This is a genomic window from Micrococcus sp. 093350064-1 (assembly GCF_053627955.1).
Genome location: NZ_JBSEYU010000007.1, coordinates 39,471 through 60,127, shown reverse-complemented (window position 1 = coordinate 60,127; position 20,657 = coordinate 39,471). Strand labels below are relative to the sequence as shown.

Annotated in this window: 19 protein-coding genes; 15 read left to right on the top strand and 4 right to left on the bottom strand. The window is 74.3% G+C overall.

Features of this window, described 5'->3' with window-relative positions:
- Positions 1 to 20 precede the first annotated feature (20 nt).
- The 9 genes from ACUW6W_RS09000 (at position 21) to ACUW6W_RS08960 (ending at position 8,493) form a co-directional block, all read left to right on the top strand.
- Positions 21 to 749 (top strand): IclR family transcriptional regulator, encoded by a 729-nt coding sequence (locus ACUW6W_RS09000; protein WP_020624880.1) that lies wholly within the window; start codon positions 21 to 23, stop codon positions 747 to 749.
- 71 nt (positions 750 to 820) lie between these two features.
- Entirely contained in the window at positions 821 to 1,951 is a 1,131-nt protein-coding gene (locus ACUW6W_RS08995; RefSeq protein ID WP_186299336.1) for a histidinol-phosphate transaminase, read from the top strand.
- A 22-nt stretch (positions 1,952 to 1,973) separates the two neighbouring features.
- Positions 1,974 to 2,762, top strand: a complete 789-nt coding sequence (locus tag ACUW6W_RS08990; protein ID WP_036339040.1) for an IclR family transcriptional regulator — start codon at positions 1,974 to 1,976, stop codon at positions 2,760 to 2,762.
- A 123-nt stretch (positions 2,763 to 2,885) separates the two neighbouring features.
- Complete coding sequence (locus ACUW6W_RS08985) at positions 2,886 to 4,094, top strand: 4-hydroxybenzoate 3-monooxygenase (protein WP_036316631.1); 1,209 nt, start codon at positions 2,886 to 2,888, stop codon at positions 4,092 to 4,094.
- A gap of 45 nt (positions 4,095 to 4,139) precedes the next feature.
- Positions 4,140 to 4,949, top strand: a complete 810-nt coding sequence (gene pcaH, locus ACUW6W_RS08980; protein WP_196489408.1) for a protocatechuate 3,4-dioxygenase subunit beta — start codon at positions 4,140 to 4,142, stop codon at positions 4,947 to 4,949.
- Positions 4,949 to 5,596, top strand: coding sequence for a protocatechuate 3,4-dioxygenase subunit alpha (gene pcaG, locus ACUW6W_RS08975; RefSeq protein WP_020625037.1), 648 nt, complete (start codon positions 4,949 to 4,951; stop codon positions 5,594 to 5,596). The genes pcaH and pcaG overlap by 1 nt, the downstream gene beginning before the upstream one ends.
- 104 nt (positions 5,597 to 5,700) lie before the next feature.
- Positions 5,701 to 7,140, top strand: a complete 1,440-nt coding sequence (locus ACUW6W_RS08970) for a lyase family protein (RefSeq protein WP_454180132.1) — start codon at positions 5,701 to 5,703, stop codon at positions 7,138 to 7,140.
- Between the two features lie 66 nt (positions 7,141 to 7,206).
- Entirely contained in the window at positions 7,207 to 8,004 is a 798-nt protein-coding gene (locus tag ACUW6W_RS08965; RefSeq protein ID WP_020625038.1) for an alpha/beta fold hydrolase, read from the top strand.
- Positions 8,005 to 8,067: 63 nt separating this feature from the next.
- Positions 8,068 to 8,493 (top strand): carboxymuconolactone decarboxylase family protein, encoded by a 426-nt coding sequence (locus tag ACUW6W_RS08960; protein ID WP_044658774.1) that lies wholly within the window; start codon positions 8,068 to 8,070, stop codon positions 8,491 to 8,493.
- 68 nt (positions 8,494 to 8,561) lie between these two features.
- Here the strand turns inward: ACUW6W_RS08960 and ACUW6W_RS08955 are convergent, their stop codons facing one another.
- Positions 8,562 to 9,188, bottom strand: a complete 627-nt coding sequence (locus ACUW6W_RS08955) for a DUF4352 domain-containing protein (protein WP_129867092.1) — start codon at positions 9,186 to 9,188, stop codon at positions 8,562 to 8,564.
- Between the two features lie 449 nt (positions 9,189 to 9,637).
- Between ACUW6W_RS08955 and ACUW6W_RS08950 the strand changes: the two genes are divergently transcribed.
- The gene (locus ACUW6W_RS08950) at positions 9,638 to 10,990 is read left to right on the top strand and encodes an NAD(P)-binding domain-containing protein (RefSeq protein ID WP_020624472.1); all 1,353 of its coding nucleotides are present in this window, start codon (positions 9,638 to 9,640) and stop codon (positions 10,988 to 10,990) included.
- Positions 10,991 to 11,149: 159 nt separating this feature from the next.
- Here ACUW6W_RS08950 and ACUW6W_RS08945 read toward each other — a convergent pair whose 3' ends face one another.
- Complete coding sequence (locus ACUW6W_RS08945) at positions 11,150 to 12,022, bottom strand: IclR family transcriptional regulator domain-containing protein (RefSeq protein WP_020624471.1); 873 nt, start codon at positions 12,020 to 12,022, stop codon at positions 11,150 to 11,152.
- Between the two features lie 95 nt (positions 12,023 to 12,117).
- Here ACUW6W_RS08945 and ACUW6W_RS08940 point away from each other — a divergent pair, with 95 nt between their 5' ends.
- The 3 genes from ACUW6W_RS08940 to ACUW6W_RS08930 are packed head-to-tail and all read left to right on the top strand — an operon-like array spanning position 12,118 to position 14,881.
- Positions 12,118 to 13,395, top strand: a complete 1,278-nt coding sequence (locus ACUW6W_RS08940; protein ID WP_020624470.1) for a thiolase family protein — start codon at positions 12,118 to 12,120, stop codon at positions 13,393 to 13,395.
- Between the two features lie 47 nt (positions 13,396 to 13,442).
- Positions 13,443 to 14,207 carry a 3-oxoacid CoA-transferase subunit A gene (locus ACUW6W_RS08935; RefSeq protein WP_020624469.1) on the top strand — a complete coding sequence of 255 codons (765 nt, stop codon included), beginning with the start codon at positions 13,443 to 13,445 and terminating at the stop codon, positions 14,205 to 14,207.
- Positions 14,208 to 14,215: 8 nt separating this feature from the next.
- Positions 14,216 to 14,881 carry a 3-oxoacid CoA-transferase subunit B gene (locus tag ACUW6W_RS08930; protein WP_020624468.1) on the top strand — a complete coding sequence of 222 codons (666 nt, stop codon included), beginning with the start codon at positions 14,216 to 14,218 and terminating at the stop codon, positions 14,879 to 14,881.
- Between the two features lie 187 nt (positions 14,882 to 15,068).
- Here the strand turns inward: ACUW6W_RS08930 and ACUW6W_RS08925 are convergent, their stop codons facing one another.
- On the bottom strand, positions 15,069 to 17,132 hold the full coding sequence (locus ACUW6W_RS08925) for a LysM peptidoglycan-binding domain-containing protein (RefSeq protein WP_454180131.1): 2,064 nt from the start codon (positions 17,130 to 17,132) through the stop codon (positions 15,069 to 15,071).
- Positions 17,133 to 17,452: 320 nt separating this feature from the next.
- Here ACUW6W_RS08925 and ACUW6W_RS08920 point away from each other — a divergent pair, with 320 nt between their 5' ends.
- Both ACUW6W_RS08920 and ACUW6W_RS08915 read left to right on the top strand, forming a co-directional pair.
- Positions 17,453 to 17,782 (top strand): bifunctional 3-phenylpropionate/cinnamic acid dioxygenase ferredoxin subunit, encoded by a 330-nt coding sequence (locus ACUW6W_RS08920; protein WP_002857882.1) that lies wholly within the window; start codon positions 17,453 to 17,455, stop codon positions 17,780 to 17,782.
- Complete coding sequence (locus ACUW6W_RS08915; RefSeq protein WP_063188628.1) at positions 17,779 to 19,068, top strand: NAD(P)/FAD-dependent oxidoreductase; 1,290 nt, start codon at positions 17,779 to 17,781, stop codon at positions 19,066 to 19,068. The genes ACUW6W_RS08920 and ACUW6W_RS08915 overlap by 4 nt, the downstream gene beginning before the upstream one ends.
- A gap of 27 nt (positions 19,069 to 19,095) precedes the next feature.
- Here ACUW6W_RS08915 and ACUW6W_RS08910 read toward each other — a convergent pair whose 3' ends face one another.
- Positions 19,096 to 20,592: a protein adenylyltransferase SelO gene (locus ACUW6W_RS08910; RefSeq protein ID WP_063188626.1), complete on the bottom strand. Its 1,497-nt coding sequence runs from the start codon at positions 20,590 to 20,592 to the stop codon at positions 19,096 to 19,098.
- Positions 20,593 to 20,657 lie beyond the last annotated feature (65 nt).

The following is a 20,657-nucleotide window of genomic DNA, read 5'->3' as shown; positions in this document are numbered from 1 at the left end:
ACGCGAGGCGAGGAGCACGGATGGCAGAGCACGACGGCGGCCCGGTCCGGGAGGGCGCACCCTCCCAGACGCTCTCCCGCGCGCTCACCCTGCTCGAGACCGTCGTGGAGGCGCCCGAGCCGCCCACCATCGCCGACCTCGCCGACGGCCTGGGCGTCCATCGCTCGGTCGCCTACCGCATGCTGCGCACCTTCGAGGCCCACGGCCTGCTGCGCCGCGACGGCCTCGGCCGCGTCCACGCCGCCCCCGGCCTGGCCGTCCTCGCCCGCCGGGTGGAGCAGGATCTGCGCGCGGCGGCCATGCCGCACCTGACCGCCGTCTCCACCGACCTGGGCATGACCGCGTTCCTGGTGGTGTGGGACGGGGCCCACTGCCTCACCCTGGCCACGGCCGAGCCGCCCAGCGGCAACCTCGTCACGCAGCGGCCGGGGACCCGGCACCCCCTCGGGGTCGGTGCGCCGGGGATGGCGATCGCCGTCGCCCTGACCGGACAGGAGTGGGCGCGGCTGCCCGGCGAGGCCCCGCCCGAGCGACCCGAGCTCGACGACGTGCGGGAGCGCGGCTGGGCCGTCAGCTCCGACGAGGTCATCACCGGCGTCTCCTCGGTGGCCGTGCCGCTGCGGGTCCCGGGCCAGCTGCCCGCCGCCCTCGCCGTGGTCTACGCGACGCGGCCGGAGGACCCGGCGCGCCTCGGGGACCGGCTCGGTGAGGCGGCCCGGGCCGTCGCCGTCGCCTTCGGCGCAGCCTGAACCCCGGGGCGCCGCGTCCGGGGCCCGTGCGGCGGATCACAGCGTCCGCGGCCCGCATTACCCTGGTGGCCATGACTGATGACGCACAGCAGACGCCCGCCGTGGTCGCGCCCCACAAGAAGGTCGGCATGCTGCCGCCGTACGCCGCCGGCAAGCCGCCGGTCGCCGTCCCGGGCCTGCACCCCTACAAGCTCTCCTCGAACGAGAACCCCTACGCGCCCGTGCCCGGCGTGATCGACCGGGTGCGTCAGGTCGTGACCGGCCCGGAGGGCGCGCCCAGCACCCTCTGCCGCTACCCGGACACCCTCTCCACCGGCCTGCGCCAGGCCCTGGCCGCGCACCTGGACGTCCCGGCGGACGACGTCGTGACGGGTGCCGGCTCCCTCGGCGCCCTGGCCCAGGTCATCACCGCCTTCGCCGGCCACGGCGAGGCGGGGGAGGGCGACGAGGTGATCTTCGCGTGGCGCTCCTTCGAGGCCTACCCGATCGTGGTCCGCACCGCCGGTGCCGTGGACGTGCAGGTGCCGCTCACCGCGGACCACCGCCACGACCTGCCGGCCATGCTGGAGGCGATCACGGAGCGGACCCGCGTGATCCTGCTCTGCACCCCCAACAACCCGACCGGCCCCGTGCTCACGACCGCCGAGGTCGAGGACTTCCTGGCGCGCGTGCCCGCGCACATCCTCGTGGTCATCGACGAGGCGTACGTGGAGTTCGTCCGCGACGAGGACGCGGTCAAGGGCCTGGAGATGTACCGCAAGCACGCGAACGTCGTCGTGCTGCGCACCTTCTCGAAGGCCCACGGCCTCGCCAATCTGCGCGTGGGCTACTCGGTCTCGCAGCCGGAGATCACCAAGGCCCTGCGCACCGTGGCCACCCCGTTCGCGGTGTCCACGGTGGCGGAGGAGGCCGCGATCGCCTCGCTCGAGCACCTGGACGAGGTCCTCGAGCGCGTGCAGGTCGTCGTCGACGAGCGCGAGCGCGTCGCCGCCGCCCTGGCCGAGGCTGGCTGGGACCTGCCCTCCTCGCAGGCCAACTTCGTGTGGCTGCCGCTCGGCGAGCGCACGCAGGCCTTCGCCGAGGCCGCCCAGGCCCGGGCCCTGTCCGTCCGGGCGTTCGCGGACGAGGGTGTGCGCGTGAGCATCGGCGAGAAGGAGGCCAACGACCGCTTCCTCGAGGTCGCGCGCGACTTCCTGACGTGAGCGGGCCGGCGCGAGCGGCACGTTGGACCGGCTGATCCGGGTCCGCTTCGCGTTCGACGCGGAGCGTCCGGTGTTGACCGTGGCGGCCCTGGCCCGGCGCACCGAGCTGCCCCTGGCCACCGCCTATCGGTGGGTGGACCGGCTGGTGCGCGCCGAGCTGCTGCAGAAGGACGAGGACGGCGTGGTCCGGCCCGGCCTGCGGCTGTGGGAGATGGCCTCCCGGAGCGCGCCGAGCATGTCCCTGGCCCGGACGGCCATGCCGTTCCTCGTGGACGTGCAGTCGGTCCTGCGGCAGCACACGCAGCTCGCGGTCCTCGACGACGACGGCGTCCTCGTGCTCGCCCGGCTCTCCTCCCAGGGGGCCGTGGTGAACCAGGCGGACGTCGCGGGTCGGCTGCCGCCGTTCACCACCGCCCTGGGACTCGTGCTGCTCGCCCACGCCCCGGTCGAGACGGCGGAGCGGTTCATCGCCCGGCACCGGGACCGGCTCGGCGCCGTCGTGGATCACCATCCCCTCGAGTCGGGGCGTGCGGTGCCCGCGGGCGTGCGGGCGCGGGTGGCCACGCCCAGCGAGCCGCGGCTGCGAGCGCTTCTGGCGGATGTGCGGCGGGAGGGGTACGCGGCCGTGGACGGCGCGTTGGACGAGGAGTCCCGGGGGGTCGCCGTGCCGGTCCGCGGGGCCGACGGCGTGGCGGCGGCCGCGCTCGGGGTCGTCGTCCCCCGCGAGGCGCCGTACACCCCGGGGGTGCCGCCCCTGCTGATGACGGCCGCCCGGGGGATCGCCCGCGGACTCGGCGGCCATTCTCACTGAGTGAGAACGGCCGGGCGCGGGCCGTGTCCTGCGCCACAGGATGGTCGGGACCTCCGCCGCCGGCCCCGGCCGCGCGGCCCGACCCGCCCGGCCCGACCGGTGACGTCCCCCGGAAAGGACGCCATGACCCAGCCCCCCGTGACCCGCACCCGCGTCGGCATCGTCGGCGGCGGGCCCGCCGGCCTGATGCTCTCCCACCTGCTCGCGCGGCAGGGGATCGACAACGTCGTCCTCGAGTCCCGTGACCCCGAGACCATTGCGCACACCCACCGCGCGGGCATCCTCGAGCAGCCCAGCGTGGAGATGCTGACGGACATGGGCGTCGACGGCCGGGTGAGGACGGTGGGCGACGAGCACCGCGGCATCATCCTGCGCTTCGACGGCGAGTCGCATGCCCTGGACTTCCCGGAGCTCGTGGGTGCCACGGTCACCCTGTACGCGCAGAACGAGGTCTTCGTCGACCTCGCCGCGGCGCGGCGGCGCGACGGCGGCGACGTCCGCTTCGAGACCGAGGTGCTCGAGGTGCTCGACGTCGACTCGGACACCCCCGGCGTCCGGTTCCGCTCCGTGGCCGCTGGCGAGGAGGGGCCGGTCGAGGAACTGCGCTGCGACATCCTCGTGGGCGCGGACGGCTCGCGTTCCACCGTCCGCAAGGCCCTCCAGCGCGACACCGAGGGCGAGGACCACTTCCACGCGTACCCCTTCGCCTGGTTCGGCATCCTCGCCGAGGCGCCCAAGTCCTCGCCTGAGCTGATCTACGCCCGCTCCGAGCATGGCTTCGGCCTGATCTCGCAGCGCTCGGAGACCGTGCAGCGCATGTACTTCCAGTGCGACCCCTCGACCCGCGTGGAGGACTGGTCCGACGACCGGATCTGGGACCGGCTGCAGCGCATCGTGGCCGGCCCGGACGGCTTCACCCTCAAGACCGGCCCCATCATCGACAAGACGGTGCTCGGCTTCCGCTCCTATGTGCGCACACCGCTGAGTCACCGCAACGTCTTCCTCGCCGGCGACGCCGGACACACCGTCCCGCCCACCGGGGCGAAGGGCCTGAACCTCGCCTTCGCGGACGTGCGCGTCCTGGCCGAGGCGCTCGAGTCGTGGGCCGCCACGGGCTCGCGCGACCTGCTCGACGCCTACTCGGAGACGGCGCTGACCCGCGTGTGGAAGGACCAGAACTTCTCCTACTGGATGACCACCATGCTCCACGCCCGCCCGGACGCCTCGGAGTTCGAGGACATGCGCGTGCGCGGTGAGCTCCGCAACGTGGTCCAGTCCCGTTACGGACGGCAGTTCCTCGCCGAGCAGTACACCGGCTGGCCCTCCGCCTGAGCCCGACCGATCCCCGACCCCGCAGAGAAAGGAGCCGACGTGAGCATCGCCGCCCAGGCCAAGGACGACGACACGTTCGACAGCGCCCACGTGCTCGATCCAGCCGCCACCCGCGACTCGCAGGGGCAGATCAGTGAAGAGATCGCGGCCGTCCATGCCCAGGCCCAGGGCGAGACCCAGCCGCGGCTCGACTTCCCGCCCTATCGCTCGTCGGTGTTCCGCCACCCCACCAAGTCGCTCGTGCACGCCGACCCCGAGACCGTGGAGCTGTGGTCCCCGGCCTTCGGCCACCGCGACGTGCACCCGCTCGAGGCGGACCTGACCGTCGGCCAGAACGGCGAGCCGATCGGCGAGCGCATCAAGGTGCGCGGCCGCGTGCTCGACGACGACGGCCGCCCCGTGCGCCACCAGCTGGTGGAGATCTGGCAGGCCAACGCGGCCGGCCGCTACGTGCACAAGCGGGACCAGCACCCCGCGCCGCTGGACCCGAACTTCACGGGCATCGGCCGCACACTGACCGGCGCGGACGGGACCTACGAGTTCACCACCATCAAGCCGGCCCCGTACCCGTGGAAGAACCACCGCAACGCGTGGCGCCCGGCGCACATCCACTTCTCCCTGTTCGGCACGGACTTCACGCAGCGCATGATCACCCAGATGTACTTCCCGGGCGATCCGCTGTTCCCGCTGGACCCGATCTACCAGGGCATCACGGACCAGGCCGCCCGCGACCGGCTCGTGGCCACCTACGACCACTCGGTGACCAGCCACGAGTGGAACACCGGCTACTGGTGGGACATCGTGCTCACGGGCAGCCACCGCACCTGGATGGAAGACGAGGAGGGCGATCACTGATGCGGATCGACGAGACCACCGAGCGCACCGCCGACGGGAGGCTGGTCCCCACCCCGGGCCAGACCATCGGCCCGTTCTTCGGCTACGCGAACGGCTACGAGCAGGTCCACCTGCCGTGGCGCGACGGCCACCAGCTGGTCCCCGCGGGCCGCGCGGACGCGATGCGCCTGTTCGGCACCGTCTACGACGGCAACGGCGATCCGATCCCGGACGCCATGATCGAGATCTGGCAGGCCGACGCCGAGGGCGTCATCTCGCAGGAGGACGGCTCCCTCGTCCAGGACGGCTTCACCTTCACCGGCTGGGGCCGCTGCGCCGTGGACAACGCGGGCCGCTACACCTTCTCCACCGTGGAGCCCGGCGTGGTGAACGAGGACCGCGCCCGGTTCATCCACGTCGTCGTGTTCGCCCGCGGCCTGCTGAACAAGCTGCACACCCGCGTGTACCTGCCCGAGGACGCCGAGGCGATCGTGCAGGACGCGTTCCTGACCTCCCTCGACGAGGACCGCCGTCGCACCCTGATCGGCACCCGGAACGACGACGGCTCGCTCGAGTTCGACATCTGGATCCAGGGCCCCGGGGAGCACGCACCGAAGGAGACCGTGTTCCTGCAGTTCCCCGGCATCGAGTACCCCGAGCTCGACTGACGCCGGCCTCGGCCGCAGGCCCGGCCCCTCCCACACGCGGGACGGGTCGGGCCTGACGCCGCCTCCGGAGCCCGATCCCACCCCTCCGACCCCAGGAGCCCGCCATGACCTCAGCCGCCGCCGACCTCGCCGCCGTCGCCGACGTCGGCCTCCTGGATCCGGCCTGGGCCGGCAGTCGGGCGGAGGCCGCCACCGCGGACCGCACCTTCCTGGGGCACCTGCTCGACGTCGAGGCGGCCTGGGTGCGCGTGCTCGCCCGGCACGGGCTCGCCACGGAGGCGGAGGCGGCGGCCGCCGCGGCGGCGGGCGACCCGGACGCCTACGACCTCGCCGCGCTCGCCCGCGCGGCCCAGGGCGGCGGCACCCCCCTGATCCCGGCGCTGAAGGCGCTGCGCGCGCAGCTGCCGGCCGGCTCCCGCGCCGTGCACCTGGGCGCCACGAGCCAGGACGTCGTGGACTCCGCGCTGATGGTCATGGTGGGCCGGGTGGGCGCGATCCTGGCCGAGGACCTCGCCGCCGCGCAGGACGCGCTTGCGGAGCTGGCCCGCGCCCACCGCTCGACGCCGATGGTCGCCCGATCCCTCGCCCAGCACTCCCTGCCCTCCACCTTCGGGCTGCGCGCCGCGAACTGGCTCGACGGCCTCGGCCAGGCCGCGGATCGGCTCGCCGCCGCCGTCGCGGACCTGCCCGTCCAGTGGGGCGGCGCCGCCGGCACCCTGGCCTCCCTGTCCGGGCACGTCGACCGCGCGCACCGCGCGGGGACCCTCGGCCCCGAGGTCACCGCGTTCACCCTGGTCGAGGACCTCGCCGCCGAGCTGGGCCTCGCCGCCCCCGCCGGGCCCTGGGACACGAACCGCATGGCCGTCACGGGCGTGGCCGCGGCCCTGGCCGACGTCGTGGCCGCGTGCGGGAAGATCGCCAACGACGTGCTGACATCGGCGCGGATCGAGAACGGCGAGCTCGGTGAGCCGCTTGCGGCCGGCCGCGGCGGCTCCTCCCCGATGCCGCACAAGCAGAACCCCGTGCTCTCCGTGCTGATCCGCTCCGCCGCGCTGTCCGCCCCCGGGCTCGCGGCGCGGGTGTACACGGCGGCCGGCGCCGCGGACGACGAGCGCCCGGACGGGGCCTGGCACGCCGAGTGGCCCGCGCTGCGCCGCCTGCTGCGGGTGACCGGCGGGACCGCGGCCCTGACCCGCGAGCTCGTCTCCGGCCTGCGCGTCCACGAGGACCGCATGCGGCGCAACCTGGAGCTCACCGGCCCGCTGCTCGTCTCCGAGCCGATCATGGCCGAGCTGGCTCCGGAGCTGGACGAGGCCTCCGGCGAGCCGGGCTCCGGGAAGCGGCTGATCCAGGACGTCGTGGACCGCTCCCTGGCGTGCGAGGGGAACTTCCGCGCCCTGCTGCGCGCGGCGGTCCCGGAGTCCGTTCCGGACGCCCGCCTCGACGACCTCCTCGACCCCGCCGCCTACACGGGGGAGGCCGAGGCCCTCGTGGACCGCCTCCTCGCCGCCCGCCGGGGCACGACGACGCCGCCCCGCACCTGAGACCATCTCCGTCAGAACCGGCCGCGCCCCTCGGGGTGCGGCGCCGCCGCAGAGGAAGGACCGCCCATGAGCACCCCCCGTGTCACCACCACCCTCCTGAAGCCCGCCCAGGACCCCGCCCGCGTGCTCGTGGTCGGCGCCGGCCTCGGCACCGGCGTCCAGGCCCTGTGGAGCCTCGCCGCGCAGCAGCTCCCTGAGGACACCGTGGTGGTCGGCTACGACCTGCCCGGCCACGGCGCCTCCGAGCCCCACGCCGAGCCGTTCTCGATGGCGGAGCTGGCGGACGCCGTCGTCGCCGCCGTGCAGGCGCTGCAGGAGGACGGCACCGTTCCCGCGGACCTGCCCGTGCACTTCGCGGGCGTCTCCCTCAACGGGTGCGTGGCGCTGCAGCTGGCCCTGGACCACGCGGACACCGTCTCCGGTGTGGCCGTGATCTGCTCCGCCGCGAAGATCGGCGAGGCGGGGTCCTGGCGCGAGCGCGCCGAGCTCGTGGAGCGTGCCGGCACCCCGACCCTCGTCGAGGGCTCGGCGCAGCGCTGGTTCGCCGACGGGTTCATCGCGGCCCACCCGGAGCGGACGACGGGCCTGCTGCACACCCTGCAGGAGGCGGACCGCCATTCCTACGCGCGCCTGTGCGAGGCGCTGGCCGACTTCGACGTGCGCGGGCGCCTCGGGGAGATCGCCGTCCCCGTCCTCACGATCCACGGCGTGGCGGACCAGGTCACCCCGCCCTCGGCGGGCGAGGAGATCGCCGCCGCGGTGCCGGGCACCGTGACCCACGTGTTCGACGAGACCGCCCATCAGGCCCCCCTCGAGCAGCCCGAGCGCACCGCCGCGGCCCTGGCCGCCTTCCCGGCGCGCTGAGCCGCCCGCCCCCTCCCGCCCTGCCCCGCACGACGACGCCCCCACCACGAGGAGAGACTGCGCATGAGCGCCGAGCAGCCCATCGGGCACGACATGGACCGCACCTCCCAGGAGGTGCTCGACGCGGGCAGGGCCGTGCGCCGCGAGGTCCTGGGCGACGCCCACGTGGACCGCGCCGAGGCGAGGAAGGACGCCACCACCGAGGACTTCCAGAACCTGATCACCCGCTACGCATGGGGGACGATCTGGACGCGGCCCGGTCTGGACCGGCGGATGCGCTCAGCCGTGACCATCTCCGCCATGGTGGCCGGCGGCTACTGGGACGAGTGCGCCATGCACCCGCGCGCCGCCCTGCGCAACGGCCTGACCCGGGAGGAGATCCAGGAGATCCTCCTGCAGACCGCGGTCTACGCCTCCGTGCCGGCGGCGAACATCGCGTTCAAGCTCGCCCAGGAGGACGCCGACCTCGCCGAGGGCAGGCCGCTCTGAGCGCAACGTTCACAGCGCGCACGAGGCCCCATGCCCGGGAAGGACATGGGGCCTCGTCTGCGCGCTGATCAGTCGAGCTCGACGACCACCGGCTGATCGAGGGAGAGGCCGCCCCCGGAGACCTTGACCTGGGTGATCTCGGTCCCTGCCGGAACGTCGAACCACAGGTAGCCGCTGGCCACGTTGCCCGGGTTGGTCGGCTCGATGTTCATGCCGTTCTCGGTGCCGTAGATCGATGCGTCCGTGCTGTAGCTGTACTCGGCCCCGTCTGCGCTGACGAGCTTCACGCTGTCGGCGAAGAACGTCCGCTCCTCCTTGGCGTTGTTCTTCGCGCTGATCTGCACGGGCACGAACTCGCCCTGGGCCTCCGTGGAGAAGCCGGACGGGCCGACGCTCGCGACGGGCGTATCGACCGACTCAACGGTCGTGGCCCAGTCGCCCACGGTGAACTCCTGGCCGAGGCCGACCTTGGCTGCCTCGTCGCTGGAGCTGGTCTCGCCCTGGGAGGCGGCCTCTCCGCCCCCCTCCGAGGTGCTGTTCGAACCGCCGCCCATCATGGAGGCGAGGACGGCGATCACGATCAGGGCGAGCAGGCCGATCAGGGCGTACTTGAGACACCCCCCTTTCTTCTTCGCGGGGGGCTGCACGACATTGCCGTTGGCGTCGTAATACACAGGATTGCTCTTGCGGGCCACGATGCTCCTTCGGGAGGGCGCAGTGATGTCACATGCCGTTGTGGCCAACGGCTGCCATGCACGGCGCGTGAATTGAGTAATGAATGATGGGAGTATCGCATGCCGTAGAGGAAGCTGGGAGTACTCCCCGGAGCATCGCGTTCCAGCTGGCCCAGGAGGTCTTCGCCCGGCACGATGCCGACCTTGCCGACGCCGGGTCCGGCGTCGTGCTGGGCATGTGGGACCCGGCCGGCCTCCTCTACGGCCTCGGACTCATGGCCGTGGCGGCCGTGACCCTTGTCCGCCGCGCCCCGTTCGGCGGGTCGATCATGGTGCGGGTGGCCCGCTGCACTTGTGACCCTTCTGGCGGCCGTTCCACCCCGGAGAAGGGTCAGAACCGCAGTCGATTCGCGGGGGCCGGTGCTACGGTCGGGCCGAGCCGCCCCACCCCCACTCTCGGAAGGACACCCATGCGTGAGCGCGTCGCCCTGATCGGAGCCGGCCCGTCCGGCATGGCCCTGCTGAGGAGCCTCGCCCTGGCCGAGGACGCGGGGGCGGCGGTCCCGGAGGTCGTGGCGTTCGAGCGCCAGGACGACTGGGGCGGCCAGTGGAACCTGGACTGGCGCACCGGCGCGGACCGCCACGGCGAGCCCGTGCACTCCGCCATGTACCGGGACCTGTGGATCAACGGGCCCAAGGAGTGCATGGAGTACCCGGACTACCCGTTCGATGCGCATTTCGGCCGCGCCGTGTCCTCGTACCTCCCGCGGGAGGCCATGCGGGACTACATCGTGGGCCGGGTGGCCGAGGTGGCCGGGCGCATCCGCCCGCAGATCCGGTTCGCCACGGCCGTCCGCTGGGTGCAGCCGCTCGACGACGGCGGGTTCGGGGTGACCTCGGAGGACCTGGTCACGCGCGAGGCCGTCACCGAGCGGTTCGACCGCGTCGTGGTGGCCACCGGGCACTTCCACACCCCGCACCTGCCGTCCTGGCCCGGCGTGGAGACCTTCCCCGGGCAGGTCCAGCACGCCCACGACTACCGAAGCCCGGAGCCGTACACGGGCCGTCGCGTGCTCGTGGTGGGCTCCTCCTACTCCGGGCAGGACCTGGCCCTGCAGCTGCACCGCGCCGGCGCCGCCCACGTGACCACCGCCTACCGTGCCCGCCCGCAGGACATCGCGTGGCCGGCCGGCATGGACGAGGCCCCCGAGGTGCAGGGGTTCGACGGTGCGGAGGTCACCTTCGCGGACGGCTCCACCGCCGAGTACGACGCCGTGCTGCTGTGCACCGGCTACCGCCACCACTACCCCTTCCTGCCGGGCGAGCTGGCGCTGGCCGGCCCGAACCTGCTGGCCCCGTTCGGGCTGTGGAAGGGCGTGGTCTGGCACGCCGACCCGCGCGTGCTCTACCTGGGTGCCACCCAGCAGCTGTTCACCCTGACGCTCCTGGACGCGCAGGCCTTCTTCGCCCGCGACGTGCTGCTCGGCCGCGTCCCGGTGCCCGGCGATGAGGAGCGTCGGGCCGACATGGACGCCTGGTTCGAGCGGATGACGCGGATCGACGGGCCGCCGGCCGCGCTGGCCTACCAGGGCGCGTACATCCAGGACCTGTCCTCCCACACGGACTGCCCGGAGGTGGACGTCGAGGCGGTGGCCCGCACCTTCCTCGAGATGCGCGACGCCCGGATCGAGGACGTCCGGACGTTCCGCGACCGGCGGCACCGCTCGACCGTGACCGGCACGCTGGCCGCGGCGCACCCGGTGCCGTGGATGGACCGCCCGGACGACTCCCTCGAGGAGTACCTCCGCCGCTTCCCGGCCTGACCCCCCACCCTGCCCTTCCCGTTCCGAATCCACTGCACTTCCGACCCTTCTGGCGGCCGTTCCGGGCCTCAGACGGGTCAGAACCGCAGTCGATTCGCGGGGGCGGGTGCTGGTGCTGGTGCGGATGCGGGTGCGGGGAGTGCTGAAGGGGGTGGGCGCTCAGCGCTGGAGCGCGGCCAGGGCGGCCTCGGCGTCGTCCGCGGCGGCGCGCAGCACCGGCAGGGCCTGCACGACGGCGGCCGCCACCTCCGGCGTGCGCGGCGCCGGCACGCGGGCCCCGGTCCGCAGGGCCGCCCGGCGCGCGCCCGGGTCGCGATGGTCCGGCCCGAGGGACAGCGCCGTGTTGATCGCCACGGCCACTCGCCCCTCGGCGTCGCGCACGGGCACGGCGACGCTGCTCAGATGGGCGTCCAGCTCCGCGGTCACCACGGCGTGGCCCTGCTCCCGCACGCGCGCCAGCTCGGCCATCAGCGCGTCCACGTCCGTGAGGGTGTGCTCCGTGGCGGGGGTGCGCGGGGCGCCTGCGAGCAGGGCACAGGCCTCGTCCTCGGGCAGGTCGGCCAGCAGCACGCGGCCCATGGACGTGGTGAACGCGGGCAGGCGCGTGCCGACGTCGAGGTTCACCCGCAGGATCCGCTCGGTGTGCACACGCGCGATGTACATCAGGTGCGCCCCGTGGAGCACGCCCGCGGAGCAGGACTGGTGCAGGCGCTGCGAGGCCTGGGTGAGGATCGGCCGGAGGATCTCGGAGACGGACCGGCCGGACCAGTAGCCGTGGCCGAGCTCCAGCACGCGCGGGGTCAGCGCGAACCGCCGCCCGTCCTGCACGGCGTAGCCGAGCTCCGTGAGCGTCAGCAGCATGCGCCGCGCCGTGGCCCGGGTGACCCCCGCGGCGGTCGCGGCCTCGCTCACCGAGAGCGTGGGGGTGTCCGGGGTGAACGCGCGCAGCACCGCCAGACCGGACGCCAGGGCGCGCACCACGTCCCCGCCCGACGCGGGACGTGCGCCGGGGGCGTCGACGTCGTCGGTCATGTCCGCCAGCGTAGTCCGCTATGCGCACAGCGCACGCCCGTGCGCGTCACGCACACACCCTTCCCCGCCCGCCGAGGCGGTCCTACGGTGAGGCCATGAGCCTCACCGATGCCTACGTGTTCGACGCCGTCCGCACCCCCTTCGGCAAGGTCGGCGGCGCGCTGTCGGGGGTGCGCCCCGACGACATGGCCGCCCACGTGGTCCGCACCCTCGTGGACCGCGCCCCGGGCCTGGAGGGCCTGCGCGCCGCGTCCGCCCAGGCCGTGGCCGACGCCGCCGCCGGCCGCCCGATCGAGGCCGGCACGGACGCCGCCGCCCCGCAGCGGATCGACGAGGTCGTCTTCGGCAACGCCAACGGCGCGGGCGAGGAGAACCGCAACGTGGCCCGCATGGCCACCCTCCTGGCCGGCCTGCCGCTGTCCATCCCCGGCACCACCGTGAACCGCCTCTGCGGCTCCTCCCTGGACGCGGCGATCATCGCCTCCCGCCAGATCAACACCGGCGAGGCGGACGTGGTCCTCGTGGGCGGCGTGGAGTCGATGTCCCGTGCCCCGTGGGTGCTGCCCAAGACCACCCGCCCGTTCCCCATGCACGACCTGGCGGCGGCGAACACCACGCTCGGCTGGCGCCTGATCAATGACGCGATGCCGCCGGAGTGGACCGTCTCGCTCGGCGAGGCCACGGAGCTGCTGCGCGAGCGCTTCGGCATCTCCCGCGAGCGCCAGGACGAGTTCGCCGCGCGCTCGCACCGCCTTACCGCGCGGGCGTGGGACGAGGGGCGGTATGACTCCCTCGTGGCCGCCGTGCCCGGCACGGACCTGGAGCGGGACGAGACCGTCCGCCCGGACTCCACCCCCGAGACCCTCGCCGGCCTGCGCACCGTGTTCCGCCGGGAGAACGGCACCGTCACGGCGGGCAACGCCTCGCCCATGAACGACGGCGCCTCGGCCGCCCTCCTGGGCTCGTCGACGGGCGCCGATGTGCTCGGCCTGGAGCCCCTGGCCCGCATCGCCGGCCGCGCCACCGCCGCCAACGAGCCCGACTTCTTCGGCTACGCGCCGGTGGAGGCGGTGAACCGGGCCCTGTCCCGCGCCGGGATCGGCTGGAAGGACGTGGCCGCCGTCGAGCTCAACGAGGCCTTCGCCGCCCAGTCCCTGGCCTGCACGGACGCCTGGGGCGTGGACCCGGAGATCGTGAACGCCTGGGGCGGCGCGATCGCGATCGGCCACCCCCTCGGGGCCTCCGGCACCCGCGTGCTCGGCACGCTGGCCCGCCGCCTCGAGGCCTCCGGTGAGCGGTGGGGCGTGGCCGCGCTGTGCATCGGCGTGGGCCAGGGCATCGCCGTCGTCCTCGAGAACGTGGCCGCGCGCTGACGCGTCCGGCCGAGCACCCACCCGACCCCCTCATCCAAGGAGTCCCCATGCTGGAGTTCGTGGACACGGCCGCGCAGGCCGTCTCCCGCATCACCGACGGCGCCACGGTGCTGATCGGCGGGTTCGGCAACGCCGGCCAGCCGATGGAGCTGATCGACGCGCTGCTCGAGTCCGGGGCCACCGGCCTCACGGTGGTCAACAACAACGCGGGCCAGGCGGACGCGGGCCTGGCGCTGCTGATCAAGGAGCGGCGGGTCGCCAAGATCATCTGCTCGTTCCCGCGCCAGTCCGACTCGTGGCATTTCGACGAGGCCTACCGTGCCGGGGAGATCGAGCTGGAGCTCGTCCCGCAGGGCAACCTGGCCGAGCGCCTGCGCGCCGGCGGCGCCGGCATCGGCGGCTTCTTCACGCCCACCGGCTACGGCACGCAGCTGGCCGAGGGCAAGGAGGTCCGCGAGATCGACGGCACGCACTACGTGCTGGAGGCCCCGATCCGCGGCGATGTCGCGCTCATCAAGGCGTACGCGGCGGACCGCCACGGCAACCTCGTGTACCGCAAGACCGCCCGCAACTTCGGACCCGTCATGGCCGCGGCCGCCGCCACCACGATCGTCCAGGTGGACGAGGTCCGCGAGGAGCCGATCGACCCGGAGCACGTGGTGACCCCCGGCATCTACACGGACACCGTGGTGCGGATCGACACCGAGTCCGGGGAGAAGGAGCGCGCCGAGCGGGCTGCCCTGGCGGAGGGCCGGCCGAAGCCGTGCGCGGCCACGACGACCGCGGCCGAGCCGGCCGCCGAGGGGAAGTGAGGAGAGCGATGAGCATCACCCAGACCGACACCCCGCTGACCCAGGACGAACTGGCCCGTACGATCGCGGCGGACATCGCCCCCGGCTCCTTCGTGAACCTGGGCATCGGCCAGCCCACCACGGTGTCCAACTACCTGGAGGCGGAGAAGAACGTCACCCTGCACACCGAGAACGGCATGCTGGGCTTCGGCCCGCAGGCCGAGGGCGAGCAGATCGATGAAGACCTCATCAACGCCGGCAAGATCCCCGTCACCGAGCTGCCCGGGGCCGCGTACTTCCACCACGCCGACTCGTTCGCCATGATGCGCGGCGGCCACCTGGACGTGTGCGTCCTCGGCGCCTACCAGGTCTCCGCGACCGGCGACCTCGCCAACTGGTCCACGGGCAAGCCCGGGGCGATCCCCGCCGTCGGGGGTGCGATGGACCTGGCGATCGGCGCCAAGGACACCTACGTGATGATGGATCTCTTCACCAAGAAGGGCGATCCGAAGCTGCTGGCCGAGTGCACGTTCCCCCTCACCGGCGTCGGCTGCGTCTCCCGCATCTACGCGGATCGGGGCGTCTTCCTGCTGGACGCCTCCGGGGTCGTGCGGGTCCGCGAGCTGCACGGCATCACGTGGGAGGAGCTGGAGGCGGCGCACCCCGGCGTGCGGTTCGAGAAGCTCGAGGACTGAGCCGCCGCGCCGCAGTCACCGGCCCCACGGGCTCCCGGAGGCCTGCGCCGTCGTCGACTTCTCGTGGGGAGGAACGCCGGTTGACTTATCCCGGGTGCGGCGGCCTGCGACCGGTGATAACTCAACCGACGACGGCGGCCCGCACCTTCGCGCGCAGGTGCGGGCCGACGTCGTCCCGGCGGGGTGCTCAGGCGGTGCGCAGCACCATGCCCGGGTGGAGCAGGGTCGAGACCGTCATGCCGTTGAGGCGCTGCAGGCGCTCCATGGAGACGCCCGTGCGCTGGGCGATGAGCCACCAGCCGTCGTTCGCCTGGACCACGTAGGTGGCGGGCGAGGGCGCCGGGGCGGAGGCGGTCTGGCCGGTCCGCAGCACCATCCCCGGGTGCAGCACGGTGGTCGCGGTCATGCCGTTGAGGCGCTGGAGGGTCTCCATCGTCACGCCGGTGCGGTGGGCGATGATCCACCAGCCGTCGCCCTCGCGGACCGTGTACGTGCCCGGGGCCGGCGCGGGGGCGGGCGTGGGAGCCGGCGCCGTGGCGGCCGTGATGAGCACCATGCCGGGGTGCAGGACGGTGGACGCCGTCATGCCGTTGAGCCGCTGGAGCTCCGCGGCGCTGACGCCGGTCCGTCGGGCGATGACCCACCAGCCGTCGTTCGGCTGCACCGTGTAGGTGCCGGTGGTGATCGGGGTGGGCTCCGGGGCGGTCGGGTCGGCGACGGTGCGCAGCACCATGCCCGGGTGGAGCACGGTCGACTCGGTCATGCCGTTGAGCTCCTGGAGGGTGGCCGCGGGCACGCCGGTGCGGCGGGCGATGGTCCACCAGCCGTCGTTCGGCTGCACCGTGTACGTGCCGGCGGTCGACGGCTCGGTCGTCGGGGCCGGCGTCGGAGCCGGGGTGGCCGGTGCCGGCGGCTGGCCGGCCGCCGTCGCGATGGCCTCGGCGCGGTCCCGCAGGTCGTCGAAGCGGGCCATCAGGTGCTGCCCCGGGCACGCGGTCGCGGACGTGGCCCGGTGCGGGAAGATCGTGTCCACGGTGACGGGCGTGCCCGCGGCGTACTTCGTGCTGCCGCCCGAGGTCAGGGTGACTCGGCCCCGCGCGTCGATGCTGTCGCGGTACAGGTAGTAGGCGGTGGCGCGGGCCATCGCGTCCACGACCTCCTCGGACGGGGCGACCACGTCGTAGTTGCCCATCGTGGAGATGCCCATCGTGCCCCGGTTGAACCCGCCCGCGTGCGTGCCCAGCGGGTTCGAGTCCAGGGCGCCGCGGCGGCCCTCGTAGATGTTGCCGAAGCGGTCCGTGATCAGGTGGTACGGGAAGTCGCCCCAGCCGAGGGTCTTCGTGTAGTACGCGTAGATGCCGCGCATCTGCTCCACGGCCTGGGCGCGCGTGTAGTCGTTGGTGCCGGCCGTGTGGTGGATGGTCAGCGCGCGCACCTGGTCGAACTGCGGGGAGGACTCGGCCCAGGACTCGTCAGCGCCCCACTGCGCGCGGGTGATCACGTCCGGGAGGATCTTCGCGCGCGCATCCGAGGCCGTGGCCACGGTGTGGGCCTCGGCGGGTGCGGCGCCCCCGACGACGGCGCTCGACTTCACGCCCCGGGGCAGGCCGGCGGTCTCGGCTGCCTGCTCGGCGGCCACCGCCGGGTGCGCGCTCGCGACGGTCTCGTCCGTGGCGGCCGTGCCCGGGTCGATGAGGGACAGCTCGAGGCCGGCCGGGGCTGCGCCGTCGACGGTGGTCACGCGCAGCTGGGCGCCGTCCGCGCCGAACGCGACGAACGGGTCCGTGCCGGTGCGCGCGGGGGCGGCGCCCTCGGGCAGGACGGGCCGATCCAGGACCTGCCACGGGCCCCAGGCCCCGTCCTGACGCACGCGGATCTCCACGCGCTCGACGGCGTCGTCCGCCGCGGCGTCCCACACGGCGGCGGCCACCGTGAACGGGCGGTCCACCACGGGCTCGCCGAGCACGACGCCGGCCGGAGCCTCCTCGGCCGGGACGAGGTTCTCGCCCTCCTGCGGGACGGTCGCGACGCCGGCGCCCTCGACGGGAGCGGCCGACGCGGGGGTCGCGGCCGTGCCGGCGGTCGTGGCGCGGGCGGCGTCGTCGCGAGGGCGTGTGTCGGGGGCGCCCTCCGTGGTCGCGGACGGCTGCTGCGGGAGCAGGCCGCCGACGAGGACGGAGAGCGCGGCGACCGCGACGGCGGGCGCGAGCGGGCGGGGGGACGCGGCGGAGCGCGGCGGGAGAATCTTCATGCGGATGCCTTCGGAAGGTGGAGTGCCCGAGGAACGACAGGCGCAGGCCGTGTCGCCTCCCCGGGTCGGTGACGTGGTGAGGGCGGGATGAGGGCCGGAGAGCCGTCGTGATCGTAGCGTGATCGGCCATTCCCGGGAACATCTTTCGGAGGCTTGTCGGGTCATTTCACGCCCCCGTGATGTCCGGTTCATCCATTCACAGGTGGGCACGGCATGGCGCCGGGGCGGAACACAGCGGAGGGGTGTCGGGTCCGCGCGGGGGATACGGTGACGGGAGACCACCACGGGCCGCTCGGCCCGGGAACCAGAGGAGGCAGACCATGGCGGAGCCGATCCACATCGGCGCGGCGGCGGACGTCCCGGAGGGCGAGGCGATCGTCGTCCCGGCGGCGACGGCGGGGACGAGGGACGACGTCGCGGTGTTCCACACGGACGCGGGGGAGTTCCACGCGATCGACGACACGTGCACCCACGAGGACGCCTCGCTGGCCGAGGGCTGGCTCGAGGACGACCGCGTGGAGTGCCCGCTGCACGCCGCACAGTTCTGCCTGCGCACCGGCGAGGCGCTCTGCCTGCCCGCCACCAAGGGCGTCGGCGTGCACCGCGTCGAGGAGCGCGAGGGCCAGCTCTACCTCGTCCCCGGCGCATGAGCCACGACGTCGAGGCCCCGGCGGGCGTGCCCGGCTCGGTCGTCGTGGTGGGCGGCGGCGTCGCGGGCTTCGCCGTGGTCCGCGAGCTGCGGCGCCGCGGTTTCGCGGGCGGGATCTCCCTCGTGGACCCGCAGGGCGTGCCCTATGACCGGCCACCCCTGAGCAAGGAGTTCCTGACCGGCGACGCGGACGCGCACCGCCTGCTGCTCGCCCCGCCGACGTGGTTCGCCGAGCACGGGGTGGAGCTGGTGGAGGACGAGGCGGTCCGGGTGGTGCCGGGCGGCGTCCACCCCGACGGCGGCCCCGCGCCCCACCGGGTGGAGACGGCCTCCGGGCGGGTCCTGGAGGCGGACGCGGTCGTGCTCGCCACGGGCGGGCGACCCCGGGCCCTCGACGTCGCCGGCGCCGACCACCCGGACCTGATCACCCTGCGCACCCGCTCCGACGCCGAGGCCCTGCGCGACCGCCTGACGTTCGGGGCCGAGGTGGCGGTCGTGGGCGGCGGCTTCACGGGAGCGGAGGTTGCGGCCGCGGCGCGTCGCTCGCTCGCCGCGGTGACGCTCGTGACCGGGACGGACGCCCCGGCTCGCGCGGCGGTCGGGCCGGCGCTGGCCGCGCGCCTGCACCGGATGCACGCCGAGCACGGCGTCGCGGTCGAGGTCGGCCGGGCGGCCTGGATCGAGCACCGGGACGCCGACGGCGGCGCCGCGCTGCCGGCCGCCCACCGGCTCCACCTCCACGACGGGCGGACCGTGGACGCCGACGTCGTGGTGCTGGCCGGAGGCACCGTGCCGGACACCGCCCTCGCCGAGGACGCCGGGCTGGAGGTGGCCGACGGCGTGCTCACGGACGCGATGGGCCGCACGGCCGTGCCCGGGATCCTGGCCGTGGGTGACGCCGCGCGCGCCCGGGAGTCCGCGTGGGCGCCGTCGCGGCACTGGGAGCCGGCCCTGCGGTCCGGTGCGGCCGCCGCGGCGGCGCTCCTGGGGGAGCAGGCGGACGCCCCGGGCGCCCCGTGGTTCTGGTCCGACCGGTACGACGCACACGTGGAGGCCGTGGGGGACATGACGGTGCCGGCCGGTGGGCGGATCGTGGATCGCGAAGTGCGCGGCGTCGTGGTGGCGAGCTTCGCGCTGGCCGCGGACGGGACCCTGCGCGGGGCCGCGTCGATTGACGACCCCATGACCGTCAAGGCCGCCCGGCGCATCATCGACCGGGGGATCGTGGTGGACCCTGCCGCGCTCGCGGACCCGGCCGTGCCGGTGAAGTCGCTGGCGCGGGGGTGAGGGCGCCCGTTTCGTCAACGAAAGCGGTCAGGTGCCGCAGTAGGTGACGAACGGGGCCCCGTCCGCCGGACCCGGCTCCGCGTACCGCTCGAACCCGGGGCGCGGGGTGAAGGGATCCGTGACGGCCTCGAGCAGCCGGTGGACCGGGGCGAGGTCCCCGCCCTCCGCGGCCGTCAGGGCCTCGTCGAGCAGGTGGTTCCGCGGGATGTAGACGGGGTTCACCGCGCGCATGCGGGCCGGATCGGGACCCATCGCCCGCCAGTCCGCGAGCCAGGCGGCGAGCCCCGCGGGGTCCGGGGCGCCGGGGACGAGTCGTGCCGCTTCGGTGCGCGCCGCGTCGTCGTCCACGGGCGCCGCCGTGTGCTCGGCCAGCCGCACCCAGAACGAGGTCCAGTCGGTCCGCGCCGCGGCCAGCCACGGGAACAGGCGGTCGGTGAGCGCGGCGACGTCGTCCTCCGCCACCGATGCCGGGAGGCCGAGCTTGTCCCGCAGTCCGCCCCGCCACGCCGCGAGATGGGCGCCGTGGAACCTGCCCAGCGCCTCCTGGGCGAGTGCGACGGCGCGGTCGGGGTCGTCGTCGAGCACGGGCACGAGGGCCTCGCCGAGCCGGGCGAGGTTCCACGCGGCGATGGGCCCCTGGTTGCCGTACGCGTACCGGCCCTGGGTGTCGATCGAGGAGAAGCTCGCGGCCGGGTCGAAGGCGTCGATGAACGCGCAGGGGCCGTAGTCGATGGTCTCGCCGGACAGGGTCATGTTGTCCGTGTTCATCACACCGTGCACGAAGCCGACGAGCATCCAGCGGGAGATGAGCTCGGCCTGCGCGGCGATCACCGCCTCGTAGAGCGCGAGCGCGGGGTGCTCGGCGTCGGTGGCGTGCGGGTGGTGGCGGGCGATGGCCTCGTCGACGATCCGGCGCAGCACCTCCGTGGGGTGCGCCTGCTCGGGGAGGGCCGCGGCGTACTGGGCCGTGCCGACGCGCAGGTGCGACGCGGCCGTCCGGGCCAGCACCGCGCCTGGCAGCACGGTCTCGCGGCGGACCGGGTGGCCCGTGGCGACGACGGCCAGCGCCCGCGTGGTCGGCACGCCGAGGGCGTGCATCGCCTCGGAGACCACGTACTCGCGGAGCATGGGGCCGAGCACGGCCTGCCCGTCGGCGGTGCCGCGCGCGAAGGGCGTGCGACCGGAGCCCTTGAGATGCAGGTCGTGGAGCCGACCGTCCGGAGCCGTGAGCTCGCCGAGGAGGAGGGCGCGCCCGTCGCCCAGGCGGGGGGAGTAGTGGCCGAACTGGTGGCCCGCGTACGCCTGCGCGACCGGCCGTGCGTCCGGGCCGGGCTGCTCGCCGGTGAGGAAGCGGACGCCGTCGTCGGTGGCGAGCCACTCGGCGTCGAGGCCGAGCTCCGCCGCGAGGCCGGCGTTGAGCAGGACGAGCTGCGGGCCGTCCGTGGCCTGGGCCTGCCAGGGCAGGGCGAGCTCGGGGAAGGTGTCGGCGAAATGCGAGCTCAGGGTGGGGGCGGACGTGGTCATGGGGCCACGCTACGTGGGGGAGGCCGGGTGTTCACGGGCCGACTCCCACCGCACCCGTCCTTTCG

Excerpts from the sequence above, each read along its gene's own strand:
- ACUW6W_RS09000 (WP_020624880.1), top strand. The coding sequence starts at position 21 with ATGGCAGAGCACGACGGCGGCCCGGTCCGGGAGGGCGCACCCTCCCAG.
- ACUW6W_RS08995 (WP_186299336.1), top strand. The coding sequence starts at position 821 with ATGACTGATGACGCACAGCAGACGCCCGCCGTGGTCGCGCCCCACAAG.
- ACUW6W_RS08985 (WP_036316631.1), top strand. The coding sequence starts at position 2,886 with ATGACCCAGCCCCCCGTGACCCGCACCCGCGTCGGCATCGTCGGCGGC.
- pcaG (WP_020625037.1), top strand. The coding sequence starts at position 4,949 with ATGCGGATCGACGAGACCACCGAGCGCACCGCCGACGGGAGGCTGGTC.
- ACUW6W_RS08970 (WP_454180132.1), top strand. The coding sequence starts at position 5,701 with ATGACCTCAGCCGCCGCCGACCTCGCCGCCGTCGCCGACGTCGGCCTC.
- ACUW6W_RS08965 (WP_020625038.1), top strand. The coding sequence starts at position 7,207 with ATGAGCACCCCCCGTGTCACCACCACCCTCCTGAAGCCCGCCCAGGAC.
- ACUW6W_RS08960 (WP_044658774.1), top strand. The coding sequence starts at position 8,068 with ATGAGCGCCGAGCAGCCCATCGGGCACGACATGGACCGCACCTCCCAG.
- ACUW6W_RS08950 (WP_020624472.1), top strand. The coding sequence starts at position 9,638 with ATGCGTGAGCGCGTCGCCCTGATCGGAGCCGGCCCGTCCGGCATGGCC.
- ACUW6W_RS08945 (WP_020624471.1), bottom strand. The coding sequence starts at position 12,022 with ATGACCGACGACGTCGACGCCCCCGGCGCACGTCCCGCGTCGGGCGGG.
- ACUW6W_RS08940 (WP_020624470.1), top strand. The coding sequence starts at position 12,118 with ATGAGCCTCACCGATGCCTACGTGTTCGACGCCGTCCGCACCCCCTTC.
- ACUW6W_RS08935 (WP_020624469.1), top strand. The coding sequence starts at position 13,443 with ATGCTGGAGTTCGTGGACACGGCCGCGCAGGCCGTCTCCCGCATCACC.
- ACUW6W_RS08930 (WP_020624468.1), top strand. The coding sequence starts at position 14,216 with ATGAGCATCACCCAGACCGACACCCCGCTGACCCAGGACGAACTGGCC.
- ACUW6W_RS08925 (WP_454180131.1), bottom strand. The coding sequence starts at position 17,132 with ATGAAGATTCTCCCGCCGCGCTCCGCCGCGTCCCCCCGCCCGCTCGCG.
- ACUW6W_RS08920 (WP_002857882.1), top strand. The coding sequence starts at position 17,453 with ATGGCGGAGCCGATCCACATCGGCGCGGCGGCGGACGTCCCGGAGGGC.
- ACUW6W_RS08915 (WP_063188628.1), top strand. The coding sequence starts at position 17,779 with ATGAGCCACGACGTCGAGGCCCCGGCGGGCGTGCCCGGCTCGGTCGTC.
- ACUW6W_RS08910 (WP_063188626.1), bottom strand. The coding sequence starts at position 20,592 with ATGACCACGTCCGCCCCCACCCTGAGCTCGCATTTCGCCGACACCTTC.